Origin of the sequence: Pseudarthrobacter sp. NIBRBAC000502771 (assembly GCF_006517215.1) — a bacterium.
Classification (GTDB): Bacteria; Actinomycetota; Actinomycetes; order Actinomycetales; family Micrococcaceae; genus Arthrobacter; species Arthrobacter niigatensis.
This window is the reverse complement of the sequence record NZ_CP041187.1, coordinates 2,349,986-2,366,388: the sequence shown is the minus strand read 5'-3', so window position 1 is coordinate 2,366,388 and position 16,403 is coordinate 2,349,986. Positions and strand designations below refer to the sequence as shown.

The 16,403-nt window shown below is 61.6% G+C and carries 16 protein-coding genes; 12 read left to right on the top strand and 4 right to left on the bottom strand.

Features of this window, described 5'->3' with window-relative positions:
* Nucleotides 1-772 precede the first annotated feature (772 nt).
* The gene (gene glmS, locus NIBR502771_RS11155) at nucleotides 773-2,665 is read right to left on the bottom strand and encodes a glutamine--fructose-6-phosphate transaminase (isomerizing) (protein WP_141159807.1); all 1,893 of its coding nucleotides are present in this window, start codon (nucleotides 2,663-2,665) and stop codon (nucleotides 773-775) included.
* Between the two features lie 105 nt (nucleotides 2,666-2,770).
* Between glmS and coaA the strand changes: the two genes are divergently transcribed.
* The 4 genes from coaA (at nucleotide 2,771) to NIBR502771_RS11135 (ending at nucleotide 6,045) form a co-directional block, all read left to right on the top strand.
* Entirely contained in the window at nucleotides 2,771-3,766 is a 996-nt protein-coding gene (gene coaA / locus NIBR502771_RS11150; protein ID WP_210411210.1) for a type I pantothenate kinase, read from the top strand.
* A gap of 5 nt (nucleotides 3,767-3,771) precedes the next feature.
* Nucleotides 3,772-4,629, top strand: a complete 858-nt coding sequence (locus NIBR502771_RS11145) for a D-alanyl-D-alanine carboxypeptidase family protein (RefSeq protein ID WP_141159805.1) — start codon at nucleotides 3,772-3,774, stop codon at nucleotides 4,627-4,629.
* A gap of 92 nt (nucleotides 4,630-4,721) precedes the next feature.
* Entirely contained in the window at nucleotides 4,722-5,126 is a 405-nt protein-coding gene (gene mscL / locus NIBR502771_RS11140; protein WP_141159804.1) for a large conductance mechanosensitive channel protein MscL, read from the top strand.
* Between the two features lie 256 nt (nucleotides 5,127-5,382).
* Nucleotides 5,383-6,045: an isoprenylcysteine carboxylmethyltransferase family protein gene (locus NIBR502771_RS11135; RefSeq protein WP_168225740.1), complete on the top strand. Its 663-nt coding sequence runs from the start codon at nucleotides 5,383-5,385 to the stop codon at nucleotides 6,043-6,045.
* Nucleotides 6,046-6,137: 92 nt separating this feature from the next.
* Here NIBR502771_RS11135 and glmM read toward each other — a convergent pair whose 3' ends face one another.
* The 3 genes from glmM to rplM form a co-directional block, all read right to left on the bottom strand.
* Nucleotides 6,138-7,499: a phosphoglucosamine mutase gene (glmM, locus tag NIBR502771_RS11130; protein ID WP_141159802.1), complete on the bottom strand. Its 1,362-nt coding sequence runs from the start codon at nucleotides 7,497-7,499 to the stop codon at nucleotides 6,138-6,140.
* Nucleotides 7,500-7,662: 163 nt separating this feature from the next.
* Nucleotides 7,663-8,166 carry a 30S ribosomal protein S9 gene (gene rpsI / locus NIBR502771_RS11125; RefSeq protein ID WP_141159801.1) on the bottom strand — a complete coding sequence of 168 codons (504 nt, stop codon included), beginning with the start codon at nucleotides 8,164-8,166 and terminating at the stop codon, nucleotides 7,663-7,665.
* 38 nt (nucleotides 8,167-8,204) lie between these two features.
* Entirely contained in the window at nucleotides 8,205-8,648 is a 444-nt protein-coding gene (gene rplM, locus NIBR502771_RS11120) for a 50S ribosomal protein L13 (protein ID WP_043454696.1), read from the bottom strand.
* 421 nt (nucleotides 8,649-9,069) lie between these two features.
* Between rplM and NIBR502771_RS11115 the strand changes: the two genes are divergently transcribed.
* From NIBR502771_RS11115 to NIBR502771_RS11080, 8 genes are all read left to right on the top strand, one after another.
* The gene (locus tag NIBR502771_RS11115; RefSeq protein ID WP_371706591.1) at nucleotides 9,070-9,609 is read left to right on the top strand and encodes a prepilin peptidase; all 540 of its coding nucleotides are present in this window, start codon (nucleotides 9,070-9,072) and stop codon (nucleotides 9,607-9,609) included.
* A 279-nt stretch (nucleotides 9,610-9,888) separates the two neighbouring features.
* Complete coding sequence (locus tag NIBR502771_RS11110; protein ID WP_246839646.1) at nucleotides 9,889-10,083, top strand: Flp family type IVb pilin; 195 nt, start codon at nucleotides 9,889-9,891, stop codon at nucleotides 10,081-10,083.
* Between the two features lie 1,119 nt (nucleotides 10,084-11,202).
* Nucleotides 11,203-11,415, top strand: coding sequence for a Flp family type IVb pilin (locus NIBR502771_RS11105; protein ID WP_246839645.1), 213 nt, complete (start codon nucleotides 11,203-11,205; stop codon nucleotides 11,413-11,415).
* Between the two features lie 108 nt (nucleotides 11,416-11,523).
* The gene (locus NIBR502771_RS11100) at nucleotides 11,524-11,931 is read left to right on the top strand and encodes a TadE/TadG family type IV pilus assembly protein (protein ID WP_141159799.1); all 408 of its coding nucleotides are present in this window, start codon (nucleotides 11,524-11,526) and stop codon (nucleotides 11,929-11,931) included.
* Entirely contained in the window at nucleotides 11,919-12,962 is a 1,044-nt protein-coding gene (locus NIBR502771_RS11095) for a TadE/TadG family type IV pilus assembly protein (protein ID WP_141159798.1), read from the top strand. Before NIBR502771_RS11100 ends, NIBR502771_RS11095 begins: the two co-directional genes overlap by 13 nt.
* 46 nt (nucleotides 12,963-13,008) lie before the next feature.
* The gene (locus NIBR502771_RS11090; protein WP_141159797.1) at nucleotides 13,009-13,737 is read left to right on the top strand and encodes a Flp pilus assembly protein CpaB; all 729 of its coding nucleotides are present in this window, start codon (nucleotides 13,009-13,011) and stop codon (nucleotides 13,735-13,737) included.
* The gene (locus NIBR502771_RS11085) at nucleotides 13,734-14,933 is read left to right on the top strand and encodes an AAA family ATPase (RefSeq protein WP_141159796.1); all 1,200 of its coding nucleotides are present in this window, start codon (nucleotides 13,734-13,736) and stop codon (nucleotides 14,931-14,933) included. Before NIBR502771_RS11090 ends, NIBR502771_RS11085 begins: the two co-directional genes overlap by 4 nt.
* The gene (locus NIBR502771_RS11080) at nucleotides 14,930-16,402 is read left to right on the top strand and encodes a CpaF family protein (RefSeq protein ID WP_141159795.1); all 1,473 of its coding nucleotides are present in this window, start codon (nucleotides 14,930-14,932) and stop codon (nucleotides 16,400-16,402) included. Before NIBR502771_RS11085 ends, NIBR502771_RS11080 begins: the two co-directional genes overlap by 4 nt.
* The last annotated feature ends 1 nt before the right edge of the window (nucleotide 16,403 follow it).

The following is a 16,403-nucleotide window of genomic DNA, read 5'->3' as shown; positions in this document are numbered from 1 at the left end:
TGCCATTCTACGGTGGCGGCTGCAGCGGGAAGGCTGGTGCGCGCCGGTCATTCGGGCTGTCCGCCATCAGCGGAAACGCGTGACTTTTGGGGCGATCTTGCGGAGCGCACGCCGGGAACCCGGGGCTCCGGGGCCGGGGCGGCGTAAAAGTTACGCAGATCCGCCCGGCCCCAGGTATCATCGTTTTTCCATTTGCTGGAGATAATGCCCTATGGACAAGTCGATAGGCTCCCAGGCGCCACGGAGGAGAAGACCTTGGCGAAGGGTTTTCAAAGGAGTCCTGATCGCACTCGCCGTCATCGCTGCTCCGTTTCTTGTGTTGCAGGCGTCGTACGTGTTAGGAACGGCCCGGATGGTGTCACTCGCCGACAGGCTCCATCCGTTGGCCGGGTGGGAACCCGATGGTGAAAACGTCAGCGGCGGCTTCTTCTGCGTCCCTGTCGCTGTGCCTTGCGACAGCATGTGGCGCCAGTACAGGACTCAGCAACCCCCTGCTCCCTCCGCCATCCGCCAACTAACCGTGGCGGCGGGGCTGGACGGGAAAGTGGACGGGGACTGTGAAACGTCTCCCCTTCCTCCGAATGTCACCGGAATGTACACAGCATGCAGCGCAGCCGATGAGTTGGACGGCTATGACGTTGAGGTTCGGGTGCTGAAGTTGGCGGAGAACGACCCGGAACGGATCATCCAGTTCCGGCTAGGCAGCATCAAAAACCGCTAGGCAAACAGAAACCCCGGGCCGTTCTGGCCCGGGGTCTGCGTTCCATTGGGTTTATTCGACCGTGACGCTCTTGGCGAGGTTGCGGGGCTGGTCCACGTCGTAGCCCTTGGCTGCGGCGAGTTCCGCGGCGAAGATCTGCAGCGGGACGGTGGTCAGCAGCGGCATCAGCAGCGTGGGGGTCTCGGGGACGTAGAAGACGTACTCGGCGTAGGCCTTCACGGCCTCGTCGCCTTCCTCGGCGATGACCAGGGTCCGGGCGCCCCGGGCACGGACTTCCTGGATGTTGGAGACCACCTTGGAGTGCAGCGAGTCACGCCCACGCGGGGACGGGACCACCACGAACACCGGCTGGCCTTCATCGATCAGGGCGATCGGGCCGTGCTTGAGCTCGCCGGCGGCGAACCCTTCGGCGTGGATGTACGCGATCTCCTTGAGCTTCAGCGCGCCCTCGAGGGCCACGGGGTAGCCCACGTGCCGGCCCAGGAACAGCACTGACTTCTCCTGCGCCATAGACCGGGCCAGTTCACGCAGCGGGCCGGCGTTGTCCAGGATGGTCTGGATCTTGGCGGGGATCTTGTTCAGGTCCGCCAGGACGTCCTTGATCTGGCCGGAGAAGATGTTCCCACGCAGCTGCGCCAGGTACAGGCCCAGCAGGTAGGCGGCCGTGATCTGGGCCAGGAACGCCTTGGTGGACGCCACCGCGATCTCCGGGCCGGCGTGCGTGTACAGCACGGCGTCGGACTCGCGCGGGATGGTGGAGCCGTTGGTGTTGCAGATCGAAATGGTCTTCGCGCCCTGTTCGCGGGCGTACCGGACGGCCATCAGGGTGTCCATGGTCTCGCCGGACTGGGAGATGGAGACCACCAGGGTGTTCTGGTCCAGGATCGGGTCCCGGTAACGGAACTCGTGTGCCAACTCCACTTCGGTGGGGATCCGGCACCAGTTCTCGATCGCGTACTTCGCCACCATGCCTGCATACGCGGCGGTGCCGCAGGCCAGGACGATGATCTTGTTGACCTGCTTCAGCAGCTCCGGGTCGATCCGCAACTCATCCAGGGTCAGCTTTCCCTTGATGTCCGAACGTCCCAGCAGGGTCTGCGCCACGGCGTCGGGCTGGTCATGGATTTCCTTCTCCATGAACGAGGAGAAGCCGCCCTTTTCCGCGGAGGCCGGGTCCCAGTCCACGTGGTATTCCTTGCCGGAGGCCGGGTTGCCGTAGAAATCGGTGATCTCCACTGAATCGGCGGTGATCGTGACGATCTGGTCCTGGCCCAGTTCCACCGCGCGGCGGGTGTAGTCGATGAACCCGGACACGTCCGAACCCAGGAAGTTCTCTCCCTCGCCCAGGCCCACCACCAGCGGTGAGTTGCGGCGGGCGGCTACGACGACGTCGGGCTGGTCCGCGTGCACGGCCAGCAGCGTGAAGGCGCCCTCCAGGCGCTGGCAGGCGAGCTCCATGGCCTTGGTCAGGCCGCCGTTGGCGGTGTCCCCGCCCAGCTTGTTCCGCAGGATGTCTGCCAGCAGCGCGGCAGCGACCTCGGTGTCCGTCTCGGACAGGAACGTCACGCCCTTTTCAAGCAGCTCCAGCTTGAGCTCGGCGAAGTTTTCGATGATGCCGTTGTGGATCACGGCGAGCTTGCCGCCATCGGCCAGGTGCGGGTGCGCGTTGCGGTCCGTCGGCCCACCGTGCGTAGCCCACCGTGTGTGGCCAATACCGGTCAGGGTCTCCGGCAACGGCCGGGCCTCCAGCTCGCCAATCAGGTTGCTCAGCTTCCCGGACTTCTTCCGCGACTCGATAGCGCCCTGGGACACCACAGCCACACCGGCAGAGTCATAACCGCGGTACTCCAGGCGGCGGAGCCCCTCAAGGACAACATCCAACGCACTGTGACCATTAACTGCACCGTCCACGGAACGGCCTACGTAACCCACGATTCCACACATAGGGACAAGACTATCGGGCGCGTGGCACTTGTTCTAAACCGGAGGACCGCGATGCAGCGCCCCCGTGACAGGTGCCGCCGCGCTGAACAGGGGCGTCATTTCGCGATGGGCCGGGCGGGGGGCAGAATCTTTAGCGTGACTTCGCAACGCAATGAAGCGAACGGGGAGGGTGCCTCGCCGTTCGTGGAGCTGGACCGCCATACCTGGTCCCGGCTCGCAGCCCAGATGGAACAGCCCCTCAACGAAGAGGACGTGCTGCGCCTTCGCGGGCTCGGCGACCCCTTGGACATCAAGGAGGTCAGTGACGTCTACCTGCCGCTGTCACGGCTCCTGCACCTGTATGTGGAGGCTGCCGGACAGCTGCACGCGGCCACCACCACCTTCCTTGGCGAGCAGACCCAGCGCACGCCCTTCGTGATCGGCGTGGCCGGCTCGGTCGCGGTGGGCAAGTCCACCATCGCCCGTGTGCTGCGGGAAATGCTGCGCCGCTGGCCGGGCACCCCCAACGTCGAGTTGATCACCACGGACGGTTTCCTCTACCCGCTGGCCGAGCTCAAGCGCCGGCAGCTGCTGGACCGGAAGGGCTTCCCGGAATCCTATGACCGGCGGGCGCTGCTGCGCTTCGTGAGCGAGATCAAGGGCGGTGCCGAGGAAGTCCGGGCGCCCTGGTATTCGCACGTCACGTACGACATCGTGCCCGGCAAGGAAGTGGTGGTCCGCCGCCCGGACGTGCTGATCGTCGAGGGCCTGAACGTCCTGGCTCCGGCCCGCCCCCGGCATGACGGCCGGCAGGGCCTGGCCCTGAGCGACTTCTTTGACTTTTCCATCTACGTGGACGCGAAGACCTCCTATATCGAGGAGTGGTACGTGGACCGGTTCCGGAAGCTGCGGAGCACCGCGTTCGCGCAGCCGGAGTCCTATTTCCACCGCTACGCCACGCTCTCCGACGATGAGGCAGAGAGCACCGCAAGGGACATCTGGAAGCGGATCAACGAGCCCAACCTGGAGGAGAACGTGCTGCCTACCCGCGGCCGGGCGCAGCTGGTGCTGACCAAAGACGCGGACCACTCCATCCGCCGCATGCTGCTCCGGAAGGTTTAGCACAGGTGTGCTACGAATGCGGGTCGCACAGCCGGCGCAGCTTCACGCGCTTCCTCGCTGCGGGGGCCGGGCTGACTGTCCTGTCCGCCTGCGCGCCTGAGGCACCCAAGGCGGCGTCGTCGTCGTCCGCTGCTCCGTCCCCGTCCCCCTCCCCTGCGGCCGCCACCGCGTCAGCGGGCCCGACGGCGGACGCGGCCACCGTGGGCCAGCCGCCTGAGGCGCCGTCCCCCACACCGTCGCCATCGGCAGCTTTGGCACGGCAGTTTTCGCTCGATGATCCGGCGAGCCCCTGGGTCATCGTGAACAAGCACCGGCCTTTGAAGCCGGCCGACTATGTGCCTGCCGACCTGGTGCGTCCCACCGTCGCCATTTCCGCCGCAGGTGAGGCGGCGCTGCTGAACAGCACCACGGCAGCAGCGGCCGAGGCGATGTTCGCGGCGGCCGCGCAGGACGGTGTGGCGATGGTCCTGGCCAGCGGCTACCGTTCGTACAGCACCCAGCTGACCACCTACAACGGGTACGTCGCGTCGCGCGGACAGGCCGACGCCGACACCGCCAGCGCGCGTCCCGGCCACTCGGAGCACCAGACCGGGTGGGCGTTCGACACTGGGGACGGCGGGGGCGCCTGCAGCTTCCAGCCGTGCTTTGCAGAGCAGCCTGCGGCCACGTGGGCGAAGGCGAACGGGCACCGGTTCGGATTCGTGGTGCGCTACCCGTGGATGCTGCACCCCATCACGGGGTACTACTACGAGCCCTGGCACCTGCGGTACGTAGGGGTTGAGGCGGCAACGGACATGCTGAACCGCGGCATCGGGACGCTGGAGGAATACTTCGGACTGGAAGCGGCACCGGGCTACTCCTGAACGTTCCGCACGCCAATCCGGTTCCCAAGACGCGATAAATATTTACCGCCGCGTTATCTGAAGCAGTACCTCCGTGGGCTAGCGTGGGTCCCATGCTGACAGGATTCAAGAATTTCATTATGAAGGGCAACGTCGTAGACCTTGCCGTCGCTGTTGTCATGGGTACTGCCTTCGGCGCGGTTGTAACCGCGCTGGTGAACAAGGTGCTCATGCCGTTCATTGCAGGGCTTGTGGGATCGCCGAACTTTGACAGCTTCGCCAAGGTGGACTTCAACGGCAACGCCGTGGAGTTTGGCGTCCTGCTAACCGCGATAGTCAACTTCCTGCTGATTGCCGCCGCCATCTACTTTGTGGTGGTCATGCCCATGAACCACATGATCGAGCGCCGCAACCGCCGTCTCGGCATCAACCAGGACGTCAAGGAAGAATCTGCCGAGGACCCGCAGATCGCCCTGCTGACCGAAATCCGTGACTCCCTCCAGAGCCGGAATATCTGACCCCGTATCCGCCCCACAACTGTGGCCCGTCTCCTGATGGAGGCGGGCCACAATTGGTTTGCAGATGTTAGCGGTTAGTTGGGTCCCGCGTTGTCGTGACTACCTGCGGGTCTTGCTCAGGATCGCGGCAATTTATGGGAAATTTACGCCATTAGGTCCCCTTGTCCTATTAGGCTCAGTGCACCGCAGCCTCATTGGGGAGGCCGCGGAACCGTGGCTGCAGATGTTGGGTCTGCAACTCTCTGGAAGGCTTTTGATGAAACTTCGCCAGCAGTCAACGTCAATTGACATTGAACGGGTAATTCTCGTCCCGATCATGGCGCTCTTGTTATTGTGGGCGGTCTCCGCACTGTTTTCGGGCTCGAAGGTCGCTTCGTCCTCTGCCCTCGTCACCGGGTTGCACGTCTCCTACCAAGTCCTGATGACCGTCTTCTATCTGATGGCGGTCTATTTCCTTTTGACCAGGAACTCTGCAAGCGCCCGGAGCGGGCGGATTGCTCCCACAGTCGCGGCCTACGTCGGGACCTTCCTGCCTTTCCTGCTCGCGTTTGCCGGCGGGACGGAAGTATCTGAAGGTCTGGCACTTTTTTCGGTGGCCCTCATGACCCTGGGAATGGTCTTTACTGTCTGGTCCCTGATGACGCTCGGCAAGAGTTTCGGCGTGGAGCCCCAGGTAAGAACGCTCGTACAGCACGGCCCCTACCGGCTGATCCGCAACCCTCTTTACGTCGGAGAGATGATCACCCTGATCGGGGCTGTGTGCTTCAGCCCCACTCTGCTGAAGATGGCAATCCTTGTGGCACTGGCAGCCGTTCAGGCATACCGGGCAATTCAGGAGGAACAGCTGCTGGCGGAAAACGTGCCCGAATATGCCGCATACAAGCTGCGGACCGCGCGGTTCGTGCCCGGCCTATTCTGACCCTGCTGATGGTCCCGGAAACCGCTTTTCAGGTCCCCCAGCGAAATGTGGCCCGCTTCCCTTTCGGGAGGCGGGCCACATTTCTTTGGCTTTTAGTTTGCGGCGAGCTCCAGTGCGAGTTCGGTCCGGACCACCTGTGCGAGGTGTTCGGCAATGGACTGGGCCGTCTCTTCGTCCGCCGCCTCCACCATCACACGGACCACCGGCTCGGTGCCGGAGGGGCGGAGCAGGACGCGTCCGGTGTCACCCAGAGCGGCTTCCGCTGCCGCCACGGCCTGGGCCAATACCTCGCTGCTGCCCACCCTGCTGCGGTCAACACCCTTGACGTTGATGAGTACCTGCGGGAGCTTGGTCATGACCGTGGCGAGCTCCTTGAGCGGCTTCCCGGTCAGGGCCACCTGTGCGGCGAGCTGCAGGCCGGTAAGGAGCCCATCGCCGGTAGTCGCGTGGTCGGAGAAGATCACGTGGCCGGACTGCTCGCCGCCCAGGTTGTAGCCGCCGTCGCGCATTCCTTCGAGGACGTACCGGTCCCCCACGGCTGTTTCCATAATGGTGATGCCGGCGTCACGAAGGGCGATCTTGAGGCCCAGGTTGCTCATGACGGTGGCCACGAGGACATCGTCCTTGAGCTTGCCGGCCTTCTTGAGCGCGACGGCGAGGATGGCCATAATCTGGTCGCCGTCCACCTCGTTGCCTTCATGGTCCACGGCCAGGCAGCGGTCAGCATCGCCGTCGTGGGCGATGCCCAGGTTGGCGCCGTACTTGATTACGGCGTCCTTGAGCGGGCCTAGGTGGGTTGAACCAACACCGTCGTTGATATTCAGTCCGTCAGGATCCGCACCGATGACGATGACGTGGGCGCCGGCGTCCTTGAAGAGCTGGGGCGAGCAGCCGCTGGCGGCACCGTTGGCGCAGTCCAGTACCACGGTGAGGCCGTCCAGGCGGTGCGGCAGGGTGCGGAGCAGGTGGACGATGTAGCGGTCTTCGGCATCCGAGAAGCGCTGGATGCGGCCGACGTCGGGGCCGGTGGGGCGGACGGCTTCCTTGCTCATCTGTGCCTCAATGGCGTCCTCCACCTCGTCGGGCAGCTTCTGGCCGCCCCGGGCGAAGAACTTGATGCCGTTGTCCGGCGCCGGGTTGTGGGAGGCGGAGATCATGACTCCGAAATCGGCGTCCAGGTCCGCGACGAGGTAGGCGGCGGCGGGGGTGGGCAGGACGCCGGCGTCATAGACGTCGATGCCCGAGCTGGAGAGGCCGGCTTCCACGGCTGCGGCGATGAATTCGCCGCTGGCGCGCGGGTCACGGGCCAGTACGGCGCGGGGCCGGGAGCCGTTGGAGTTGCGGTCGTGGCCGAGCACGACGGCGGCCGCCTGGGCCAGCTGCAGGGCCAGCTCTGCTGTCAGCAGGCCGTTGGCCAGCCCCCGGACACCATCAGTTCCAAATAATCTAGACACCGGTCAAGTCTAGAGGATGGGGTTGCCGCAGCTTTAAACGGCTGGCCAGCGGCTTTTTTCCCGCCCCGATTCGGGTGTCCAACGCGGACAGGGGCATGCAAGAGTCCCTAACGGCAAAAGCCCGCCCCACCAACCGGTGGGACGGGCTTTTGTGCAAGCGGATTTAGCGCTTGGAGTACTGCTGAGCCTTACGGGCCTTCTTGAGACCGGCCTTCTTACGCTCGATGACACGGGCGTCGCGGGACAGGTAACCGGCCTTCTTCAGCGTCGGGCGGTTGTTCTCGACGTCGATCTCGTTCAGCGAACGGGCGATGCCGAGGCGCAGGGCGCCGGCCTGGCCGGAGATGCCGCCGCCGTGAATGCGGGCGATAACGTCGTAGGCGCCTTCGAGATCAAGGATCTTGAAGGGCTCGTTGACGTCCTGCTGGTGCAGCTTGTTCGGGAAGTAGTTGTCCAGCGCACGGCCGTTGATGGTCCACTTGCCGGAGCCGGGCACGACGCGGACGCGTGCAACGGCTTCCTTGCGGCGGCCAACAGCTGCGCCGGCAACGGTCAGGGCCGGGCGCTCCTTCTTGGGAGCAGCTTCAGCAGCTGAGCTCTCAGAGGTGTAGCTGGTCAGGTTTTCCTCGGCTTCGACAGCCTCGGTGGTCTCTTCGTTCTGAGCCACGATTCTCCTTGTATAGATAAGTTGTTTGGTGGCCAGGACTACTGGGCGACCTGGGTGATTTCGAAAGTCTTGGGCTGCTGGGCGGCGTGCGGGTGCTCAGCACCGCGGTACACCTTCAGCTTGCCCAGCTGCTGGGCAGCGAGGGAGTTCTTGGGGAGCATGCCCTTGATGGCCTTCTCAACGGCGCGGACCGGGTTGGTTTCCAGCAGTTCCGCGTAGTTGACGGAGGTCAGACCGCCCGGGTAGCCGGAGTGGCGGTATGCGCGCTTCTGCTCCAGCTTGGCGCCGGTCAGGGCTACCTTCTCGGCGTTGATGATGATGACAAAGTCGCCCATGTCCATGTGGGATGCGAAAGTGGCCTTGTGCTTGCCGCGCAGCAGGATTGCGGTCTGGCTTGCAAGACGACCAAGGACAACGTCGGTGGCGTCAATGACGTGCCACTGGCGGTTGATATCGCCGGGCTTCGGGGTGTACGTACGCACGGTGTTTGCCTCGTTCTTGTTCTGGCGTTCTTGTTTAGGTGTCGCTAGCTCGCGCACCTACTGTCTGCGCGCTACCGGAACAGAGGTGAGGGCTCCATGTAACCAGTCATCCTGAAGTTCCGAATGTGCACGTTGAGTAGTTATCCTGCAACCGGATCCTCAAGCGGGCACGCACCATCGGAATAGGACACGCACAACGACTACCTAGATTAGCGCGTCAGGTGGTTCGGGGTCAAAATGAGGTAGCCGGAGGCCGCTGGGGCCGCGCCGGCCCAAACCAACGCAGGGGGATGCAGTGTTGTCAGCGGGGAACTGGGACCCTAATGCAGTGCTCTTGCTCGTTGGCGCCGCGCTTTTCGGAGCCGCCCTTTCCCCCATCGCCGAGCGACTGATCGCAAGGCTGCTTCCCAGGCTTGGAGAAGTGCCGCGCCCGCAGGCAAGAATTACGACGGCTGCAGTAACCGCCGTCGCGTGCGCCGCCTTTGCTGCGCGTTTCGGCAGCGCGCTGAGCCTGCTGGCCTTCCTTTTACTTGCTGTCCTGGGCGTCCAGCTGGCAAGGATCGACGTAGCACTCCACTTGCTGCCCAATCCCCTCGTGTTGATGCTGCTGGCCGGGGGCCTTCTATTGCTTTTGCTGCCGGGGATATTCGATAAGCAATCTGATGATTTCCTCCGCGCAGTCCTGGGAGCCGTCATCTTGTTTGCCGGCTACCTTGTTTTGGGACTTATCTCTCCGGGCAGCATTGGGATGGGCGATGTGAAGCTCGCAGCGCCCGTCGGCCTGTACCTGGGGTACCTAGGTTGGAGCCACGTACTGTACGGAGGGCTCGTCAGCTTCGTCTTGAATGGCATCGTCACGGTGTTTGTCCTCGGCAGGAAAGGCCGGAATAAAGCCACCGAAGTTGCCCACGGGCCCTCCATGCTGGGTGCCCTAATGGCCGTGACTTTGTTCATGGCCTAAGCCCAGATCGGTGCTCGTGCCAAACCAAATGGTCCGCCAAGCCATGACTCCAAGTAGTCATCGGGTGCGGCCATGCGGCGCCTGAGTACTTTGCCACATATTCAAGTACATTTTCTTATCGCACTCCTAAAAAACGAGTACCACTACGCCTTGTTGCCGATGATCCCCAGTGACAATCTCTTCTTAGCGAAACCCAGCCGCTAAAGAGCTTATGGGGGGGCAGCTGGAAATTCGTTGAAATCAAAAGTAATCCAATTTCACCGAATTAAGGAAAATACAATGACTTCTCTCATGGTCTCAATGACTGCTTTCATCGCAGGCGTCAAGGATCGCTTCAGCCGGGAAGAAAGGGGTGCCACGATGGTTGAGTATGGCATCATGGTCGCCCTCATCGCAGTGGTGGTCATCGTCGCCGTCGGACCTCTCGGCACCGCCATCCGAACACTGTTTGAAGGTGTCACGGCCGGATTGTAGCCCAACCTGAGTGTTGGCCGATCCGGACGTTGGCCTGGCTCATTTGCTAGTGCTGCGCGCGGGGTCCTGGAGGCACTCTATCCCTCCATAATTCACCCGCGCGGCTCTCCGAGGCCGCCAAAGCTCTATCCCTTGACGGATTCAGCGCCCAAGGCATGTTTGTTCTCGTCCATTTCTCCGGTTCACCATTTCACCGGAGGTACGAGGCCGCGCCCTGGGCGCTTTCGTCGTTGGTTAGCCCGCACTATACGGCGGGTTAGCATCCCCCAGCTCACCCTGAGACTTCGTGAGAAAATGCCAAAGTCCACGACGAAGACGTAAGCAAGGGCGTCGTGCCTGAAGCTGCTCGATCATTTGAACCAACCGATCTCCAGCATCCCCCCGAGCTCCCTCGCGGCCACATTCAGCGTCACTCTCGGCTCAATTTGGGGCGTCCTGAGCGCGCTTGGCCACCTTTTCGCGGGATCGGAACAGCCACTTCCCCCGCGGATTATGCCCATAAGTAGTGCCGCCGGTTCGGTGAGGCGGGCATAGGTGCCTTCCCTCATGCCTCTGAATTGCTGGCCAGAAGATCGACTCCCCTTCGACAAAGGAGTCGTTGTATCGAATTTTCAAAATCGATATCGACATCAACGCGACCGGCTGGGGTCCGGTGCGTCTGCGTCTGCGCGAACGAGGGGGCGCCACAGCTATCAGCAATCCGGCGAACGGCATCTGCACCAAGACCACTTGTGCCCACAGGCGTCGTACGCCCGTTGCGCTTAGCGATAAATACGCCTCCCACAAAGCTGTCCAGGGCATGCCCTGGACACGCGCCCGATCTCGCTATGGGGCCCCCTCATGACCGTCTCTCTCTGCGGTGCCCCTGCATGCTCTGGGGTTCCCTACGTCAAGTACTCGGGCGGGTGCATGCAGACGGCGCCTGAGTACCAGCACCCATTTTCGAGTACATATTTTTGCCCCTCCCCAAAAAAGTCGAGTACTACTACGCATTGTTGCTGTATACCCTCCAGTGACAATCTCTTATTAGCGAAGTCCAGCCGCTAAAGAGTTCACGGGGGCAGCTGGAGATTCGTTGAAATCAAATAATCCAATTTCACCGAATTAAAGGAAATAACAATGACTTCTCTCATGGTCTCAATGACTGCTTACATCGCCGGCGTCAAGGATCGTTTCACCCGCGAAGAGAAAGGAGCAACCATGGTTGAGTACGGCATCATGGTTGCCCTCATCGCCGTTGTGGTGATTGTTGCGGTTGGCCCACTCGGCACTGCAATCCAGCAGATGTTCGCAGGTGTCACTCCTCGCCTGGCACCTCCGGCTGCAGGCTAGGCCCCTGCTGGCTGGCTCCGCAAGTGGAAACTCGCTTCGGAGCCAGCCAGCTCATTTAACAGGCACCACTCCACATACCCGAACCGTATTTTGCCCTGGGAGACGGTCTTGAAACCGACACGGAAAGAACGAGGCGCAGTCGCCGTTGAGATGGCTTTACTATTGCCGCTTCTGTTGCTGATCTTGACGGGAACAATCGAATTTGGTCGCGTGCTCAACGTCCAAATCTCGATGACCCAAGCAGCGCGCGAGGGAGCGCGTTACGCCGCAATTCATTACAAGGAAGCCGGACTTGATGTAAGCGGCGCCAGCCTCGCCGCGGCACCGTCGCTGTCCGGTCTGCCGGTAACGGTCACAAGCAATGCGAGTAGTTGCGGCACCGATCGCAATGTCACCGTCACCACCACTGTCTCATTACGGTCACTGACGGGCTTCTTGGATGCCGGCTTCTTTGGCGCCCCAGGCATCTTTCCGATCAATCTCAATGGCGTAGGAGTGATGAGATGCGGCGGATAGCCAGCAAACAGACAAACGGCCAACGGGGCAAAAAGGCTGCAGAAGAAGAACGAGGTGCTGCTAGCGTCTTTGTGGCGATCTTCTTGGTCGTCCTTCTCGGCTTCGCTGCGCTGGCTGTGGATGTCGGCGCCATGTACGCCGAAAAGGCACAGCTGCAGAACGGCGCGGACTCGGCCGCACTTGCCATTGCAAATCAATGTGCGAAGGGAACGTGCGGCAATACGACAAACACTGCGGCAGAGTTTGCCAACAGCAACGCCAACGACGGCACAAGCGGTTCCACAGTAACTTTTCCGGAAACAACCACTGTGCGTGTTGTAGCCACCGCACGCGCTGCAGGTTCCACGACCGACGGATTTGGGCTCTTCTTCGCACGGGTAATGGGCATAGATAGTACCCAGATCGGCGCCGCCGCGGAGGCATCATGGGGCGCCGTATCTGAAGCTACAACCCTCCCCTGGACCATAAGTGACTGCGTCTTCAAGAAGAACCTCACTGCATCCCAGCTGGCGGAATTCAATTCCACTGGTACTTTCACCGGCGATCCAGTTCCAAACCACCTAACTCTTCGTTACGACGAAAACACCCCGGCGTACCCCGGATGTGCAGCGCAAAATGGCTATGCGCCGGGCGGTTTTGGGTGGCTTGATGCCGGCACTAATTGTTCTGCCACGATAGATGCGAACACCGCCATCGTCGGTAGTAAGCCGGGCATTTCATTGCCAAACGTTTGCTCCACCATGCCGGCAACCATAAAGGGCACAACCGTTCTCGTCCCTGTGTTCTCTTCTGCGGTATCGCTCAACAACGGCAACAACACCAAGTACACGATCGTTGGGTTTCTGGCTTTCCGAGTCACCGGCTACAAGTTCAGCGGCAGTGTAGAAGATCTCGACCCGCTTGCGCCGTCCTGCAATGGCAACTGCCGGGCACTGCAGGGATATTTTACCCGATTCGTATCCCTCGCCGAGGGCCTGACAACGAGCAACGTCCCTAATTACGGCGGCTCAGAGGTCTTCCTCAAGAACTAGCAGGGTATCCCGTTCAGACGAACAACCGTTCAAAGGAGTAACTACAGTGAAATCACGCCTACTGGGAGGCATTGCAGCGCTGGTGCTGGCAATCATTGGAACCGCCCTACTGGTCGTTTACGTTCAAGGCGCCGACAGCCGGGCAGCGCAAGGGCTGAATCCGGTCAAGGTGCTCGTGGTCAATGAATCCATACCTGCAGGAACAAAGGTGGAGGACCTGGCAGGCAAGTTGAAACTGGAGGATTTGCCTCAATCTGCTGTACCGGCAGCTGCCTTGGCAAGTCTTGAAGAACAGGGCGGCAAGGTTACAGCCTCAGCTCTTCAACCGGGCGAACAGCTCCTGGCTGCAAAACTGGTTAGCCCAAAAGAACTAGTTCCCGGTACCGTGCCTGTTCCCGACGGCATGGAAGAGGTTACCTTTCTGCTCGCACCCGAACGAATTCTTGGGGGCCGGCTCGAAGCCGGCGACCTGGTGACAGTCTTCAGCTCTTTCAAGACAGATGACAAAGGCAATACGGGACTGCTGTTCCACGATGTACTGGTCACTGCAGTCCAAAAAGCAGAGCCTGACAGCAGCAAGACTTCATCGAGCCCCTCCGATTCCGCAGTAGCAATGCCAAACGGATCGGCTTTCGTCACTGTCGCCCGGAGCGACGCCGAAGCGGCCAAGATGGTATTCAGCGCAGAGTTCGGAACGCTCTGGCTCTCGAAGCAGACAGACAAGACCAACAAGACTCAGCCTCCGGTAATGACCCAAGGCGGGCTGTACCAATGAGCCGCTTCGTAGCCATAACCGGGGTGCGGGACTTCGAGGCCCGGGTGCGGGAGGCGGTGTCAACTGCCCTCCATGGGGATCTGGAAACACTCAGCCCGGCCGTTCTGTCGGGAGGGCCCGAGGACGTGTTCCGGCAGCTGACGGGAGCGCCGCCTGAAGTTCTTATCCTGGGGCCAGGCGTCAGCGAAGAGGATGCACTGAAACTGGCGACCGTCTTTGACCTCCAGTATCCGGAGATCAGCCTGCTCCTGGTCGCTGAGCCCTCCCCCGAGCTGGTACTCCGGGCCATGCACTCAGGTATCCGGGACGTGTTGAAACCAGACATCGAGATGAACGACCTGCGGGTCCTGCTCGAACGGGCCTGCCTGGCATCTGCCAGCCGGCGGCGGGGAATGTCGTTGCCCACGGACCCGGGGCAGGAACGGGGCCGGGTCATCGCCGTCATGTCGCCGAAGGGCGGAGTTGGCAAGACGACAGTCGCCACCAACCTCGCGGTGGGATTGGGCAAAGTAGCGCCGATGAGCGTTGTCCTTGTCGATCTGGACCTCCAGTTCGGAGATGTTGCATCCGGCTTGTTGCTCGAGCCCGAGCACTCCATCACCGACGCCGTTCATGGCATTGCCTCCCAGGACTCCATGGTCCTCAAAGCATTCCTCACCGTTCACCCGGCCGGGATTTACGCGCTCTGCGCGCCCCGTACTCCGGCCGAAGCCGATTACATCACTGGCGAGCACGTTGGCCGGTTGCTCGAGCAACTGGCCAGTGAATTCAAATATGTGGTGGTGGATACCGCTCCGGGCCTGGGCGAGCACGTGCTCGCCACGTTGGAGCAGGCCACCGACGGGGTTTGGGTCTGCGGGATGGATGTTCCGAGTGTCCGCGGGTTGCGAAAGTGCTTCGGAGTACTGAAAGAGCTGCAACTGATGCCCCAGGGCCGGCACACCATCCTCAATTTCGCGGACCGCAAAAGCGGTCTGTCGGTCCAGGACGTGGAAGTCACCGTTGGCGTCCCTGTTGACGCTGTCATCCCACGCTCCCGGACGCTTCCTTTTTCAACGAACCGCGGCATACCGGTTCTCCAGGCATCTACGAGGGATGCGGCGGCCAAAGGGCTGAAGAAGCTCGTAGACCGGTTTGATCCCGAATGGGTATCCTCCCCACGCACCAAGCTGCACCGAAGGGTGGTTGTGTCATGAAACTCTCAGATAGGCTCGCTGGTTCTCAAGGCAATTCCGACGGCTCGAACACCACACCGCTCAACGGCCGTACGCGGTCTGAAATGTCGAAAACAGGCACTCAACCCGAAAGCACATCCTTTCCCCCGGTTGGTGCCCCGCCTGCAGGTTCGTCGTTGGGAGGCAATCTCGCTTCTCCGCCTGTTGATGCGCTTGCCGGGCTCAAACAAAGGGCTGCCCTGGCACTGTTTGATCGCCTCGGCACGCGCTTCGGCGACACATCGTCATCGGACGAGGAATTGCGGACCATAGCCGTCGATGAACTCTCGGCAGTCATCGACGACGAGCAGGTGCCACTATCGCCCGAAGAGCGCCGGAGGCTCATCCGCGAAATCGCAGACGAAGTGATGGGGTACGGTCCCCTGCAGAAGCTGCTGGAAGACCCGTCCGTAACGGAAATTATGGTCAACAAGTACGACCAGATCTACATCGAGCGAAATGGCCACTTGAGCCTGACCGGATCACAATTCAGCTCTGACGACCACCTCCGAAAAGTGATAGACCGCATCGTTTCCAGGGTGGGCCGGCGCATCGATGAATCATCGCCGCTGGTGGACGCCCGACTTGAAGACGGTTCGCGCGTCAACGCGATTATTCCTCCACTGGCGGTCAACGGGCCTTCGTTGACCATCAGGAAGTTCAGCCATATACCCCTCACAGTCCGGAACCTCATCGACTGGGGCTCATTGACCCCGGAGATGGCGGAATTGCTCAGTGCATGTGTCCAGGCCAGGTTGAACATCATAGTTTCCGGTGGAACGGGTACAGGCAAAACCACCCTGCTCAACGTACTGTCATCCTTCATCCCGGAAGATGACCGCATCGTCACCATCGAGGACGCAGTGGAGCTCCAGTTGCAGCAGGAGCACGTTGTCCGCCTGGAAAGCCGGCCGCCGAACATTGAAGGAAAAGGTGCTGTAGGGATCCGGGAACTCGTACGTAACTCCCTTCGCATGCGTCCCGACCGCATCATCGTGGGCGAGGTCCGGGGCGGCGAGTCATTGGACATGCTGCAGGCCATGAACACAGGCCACGACGGATCGCTCTCTACGGTCCACGCAAATTCACCCCGGGACGCCATTGCCCGTTTGGAAACCCTCGTGCTTATGGCCGGAATGGACCTGCCCCTGAGGGCTATCCGCGAACAGGTTTCGTCGGCAGTCGACCTCATCATCCAGGTCACTCGCCTTCGTGATGGCAGTCGCAGGGTCACGCACGTCACGGAAGTCCAAGGAATGGAAGGTGACATCGTCACCCTCCAGGACGCATTCCTCTTCGACTACTCAGCCGGAGTTGACCAGCACGGGAGGTTCCTGGGCAAGCCAATCCCCACGGGCATCCGCCCCAGGTTCCTTGACCGGTTCTCCGAACTCGGCATCAGTGTCTCCCCAGCTGTATTCGGGGCCGCAGTTCCGGCCGGCAGGAGGTAGG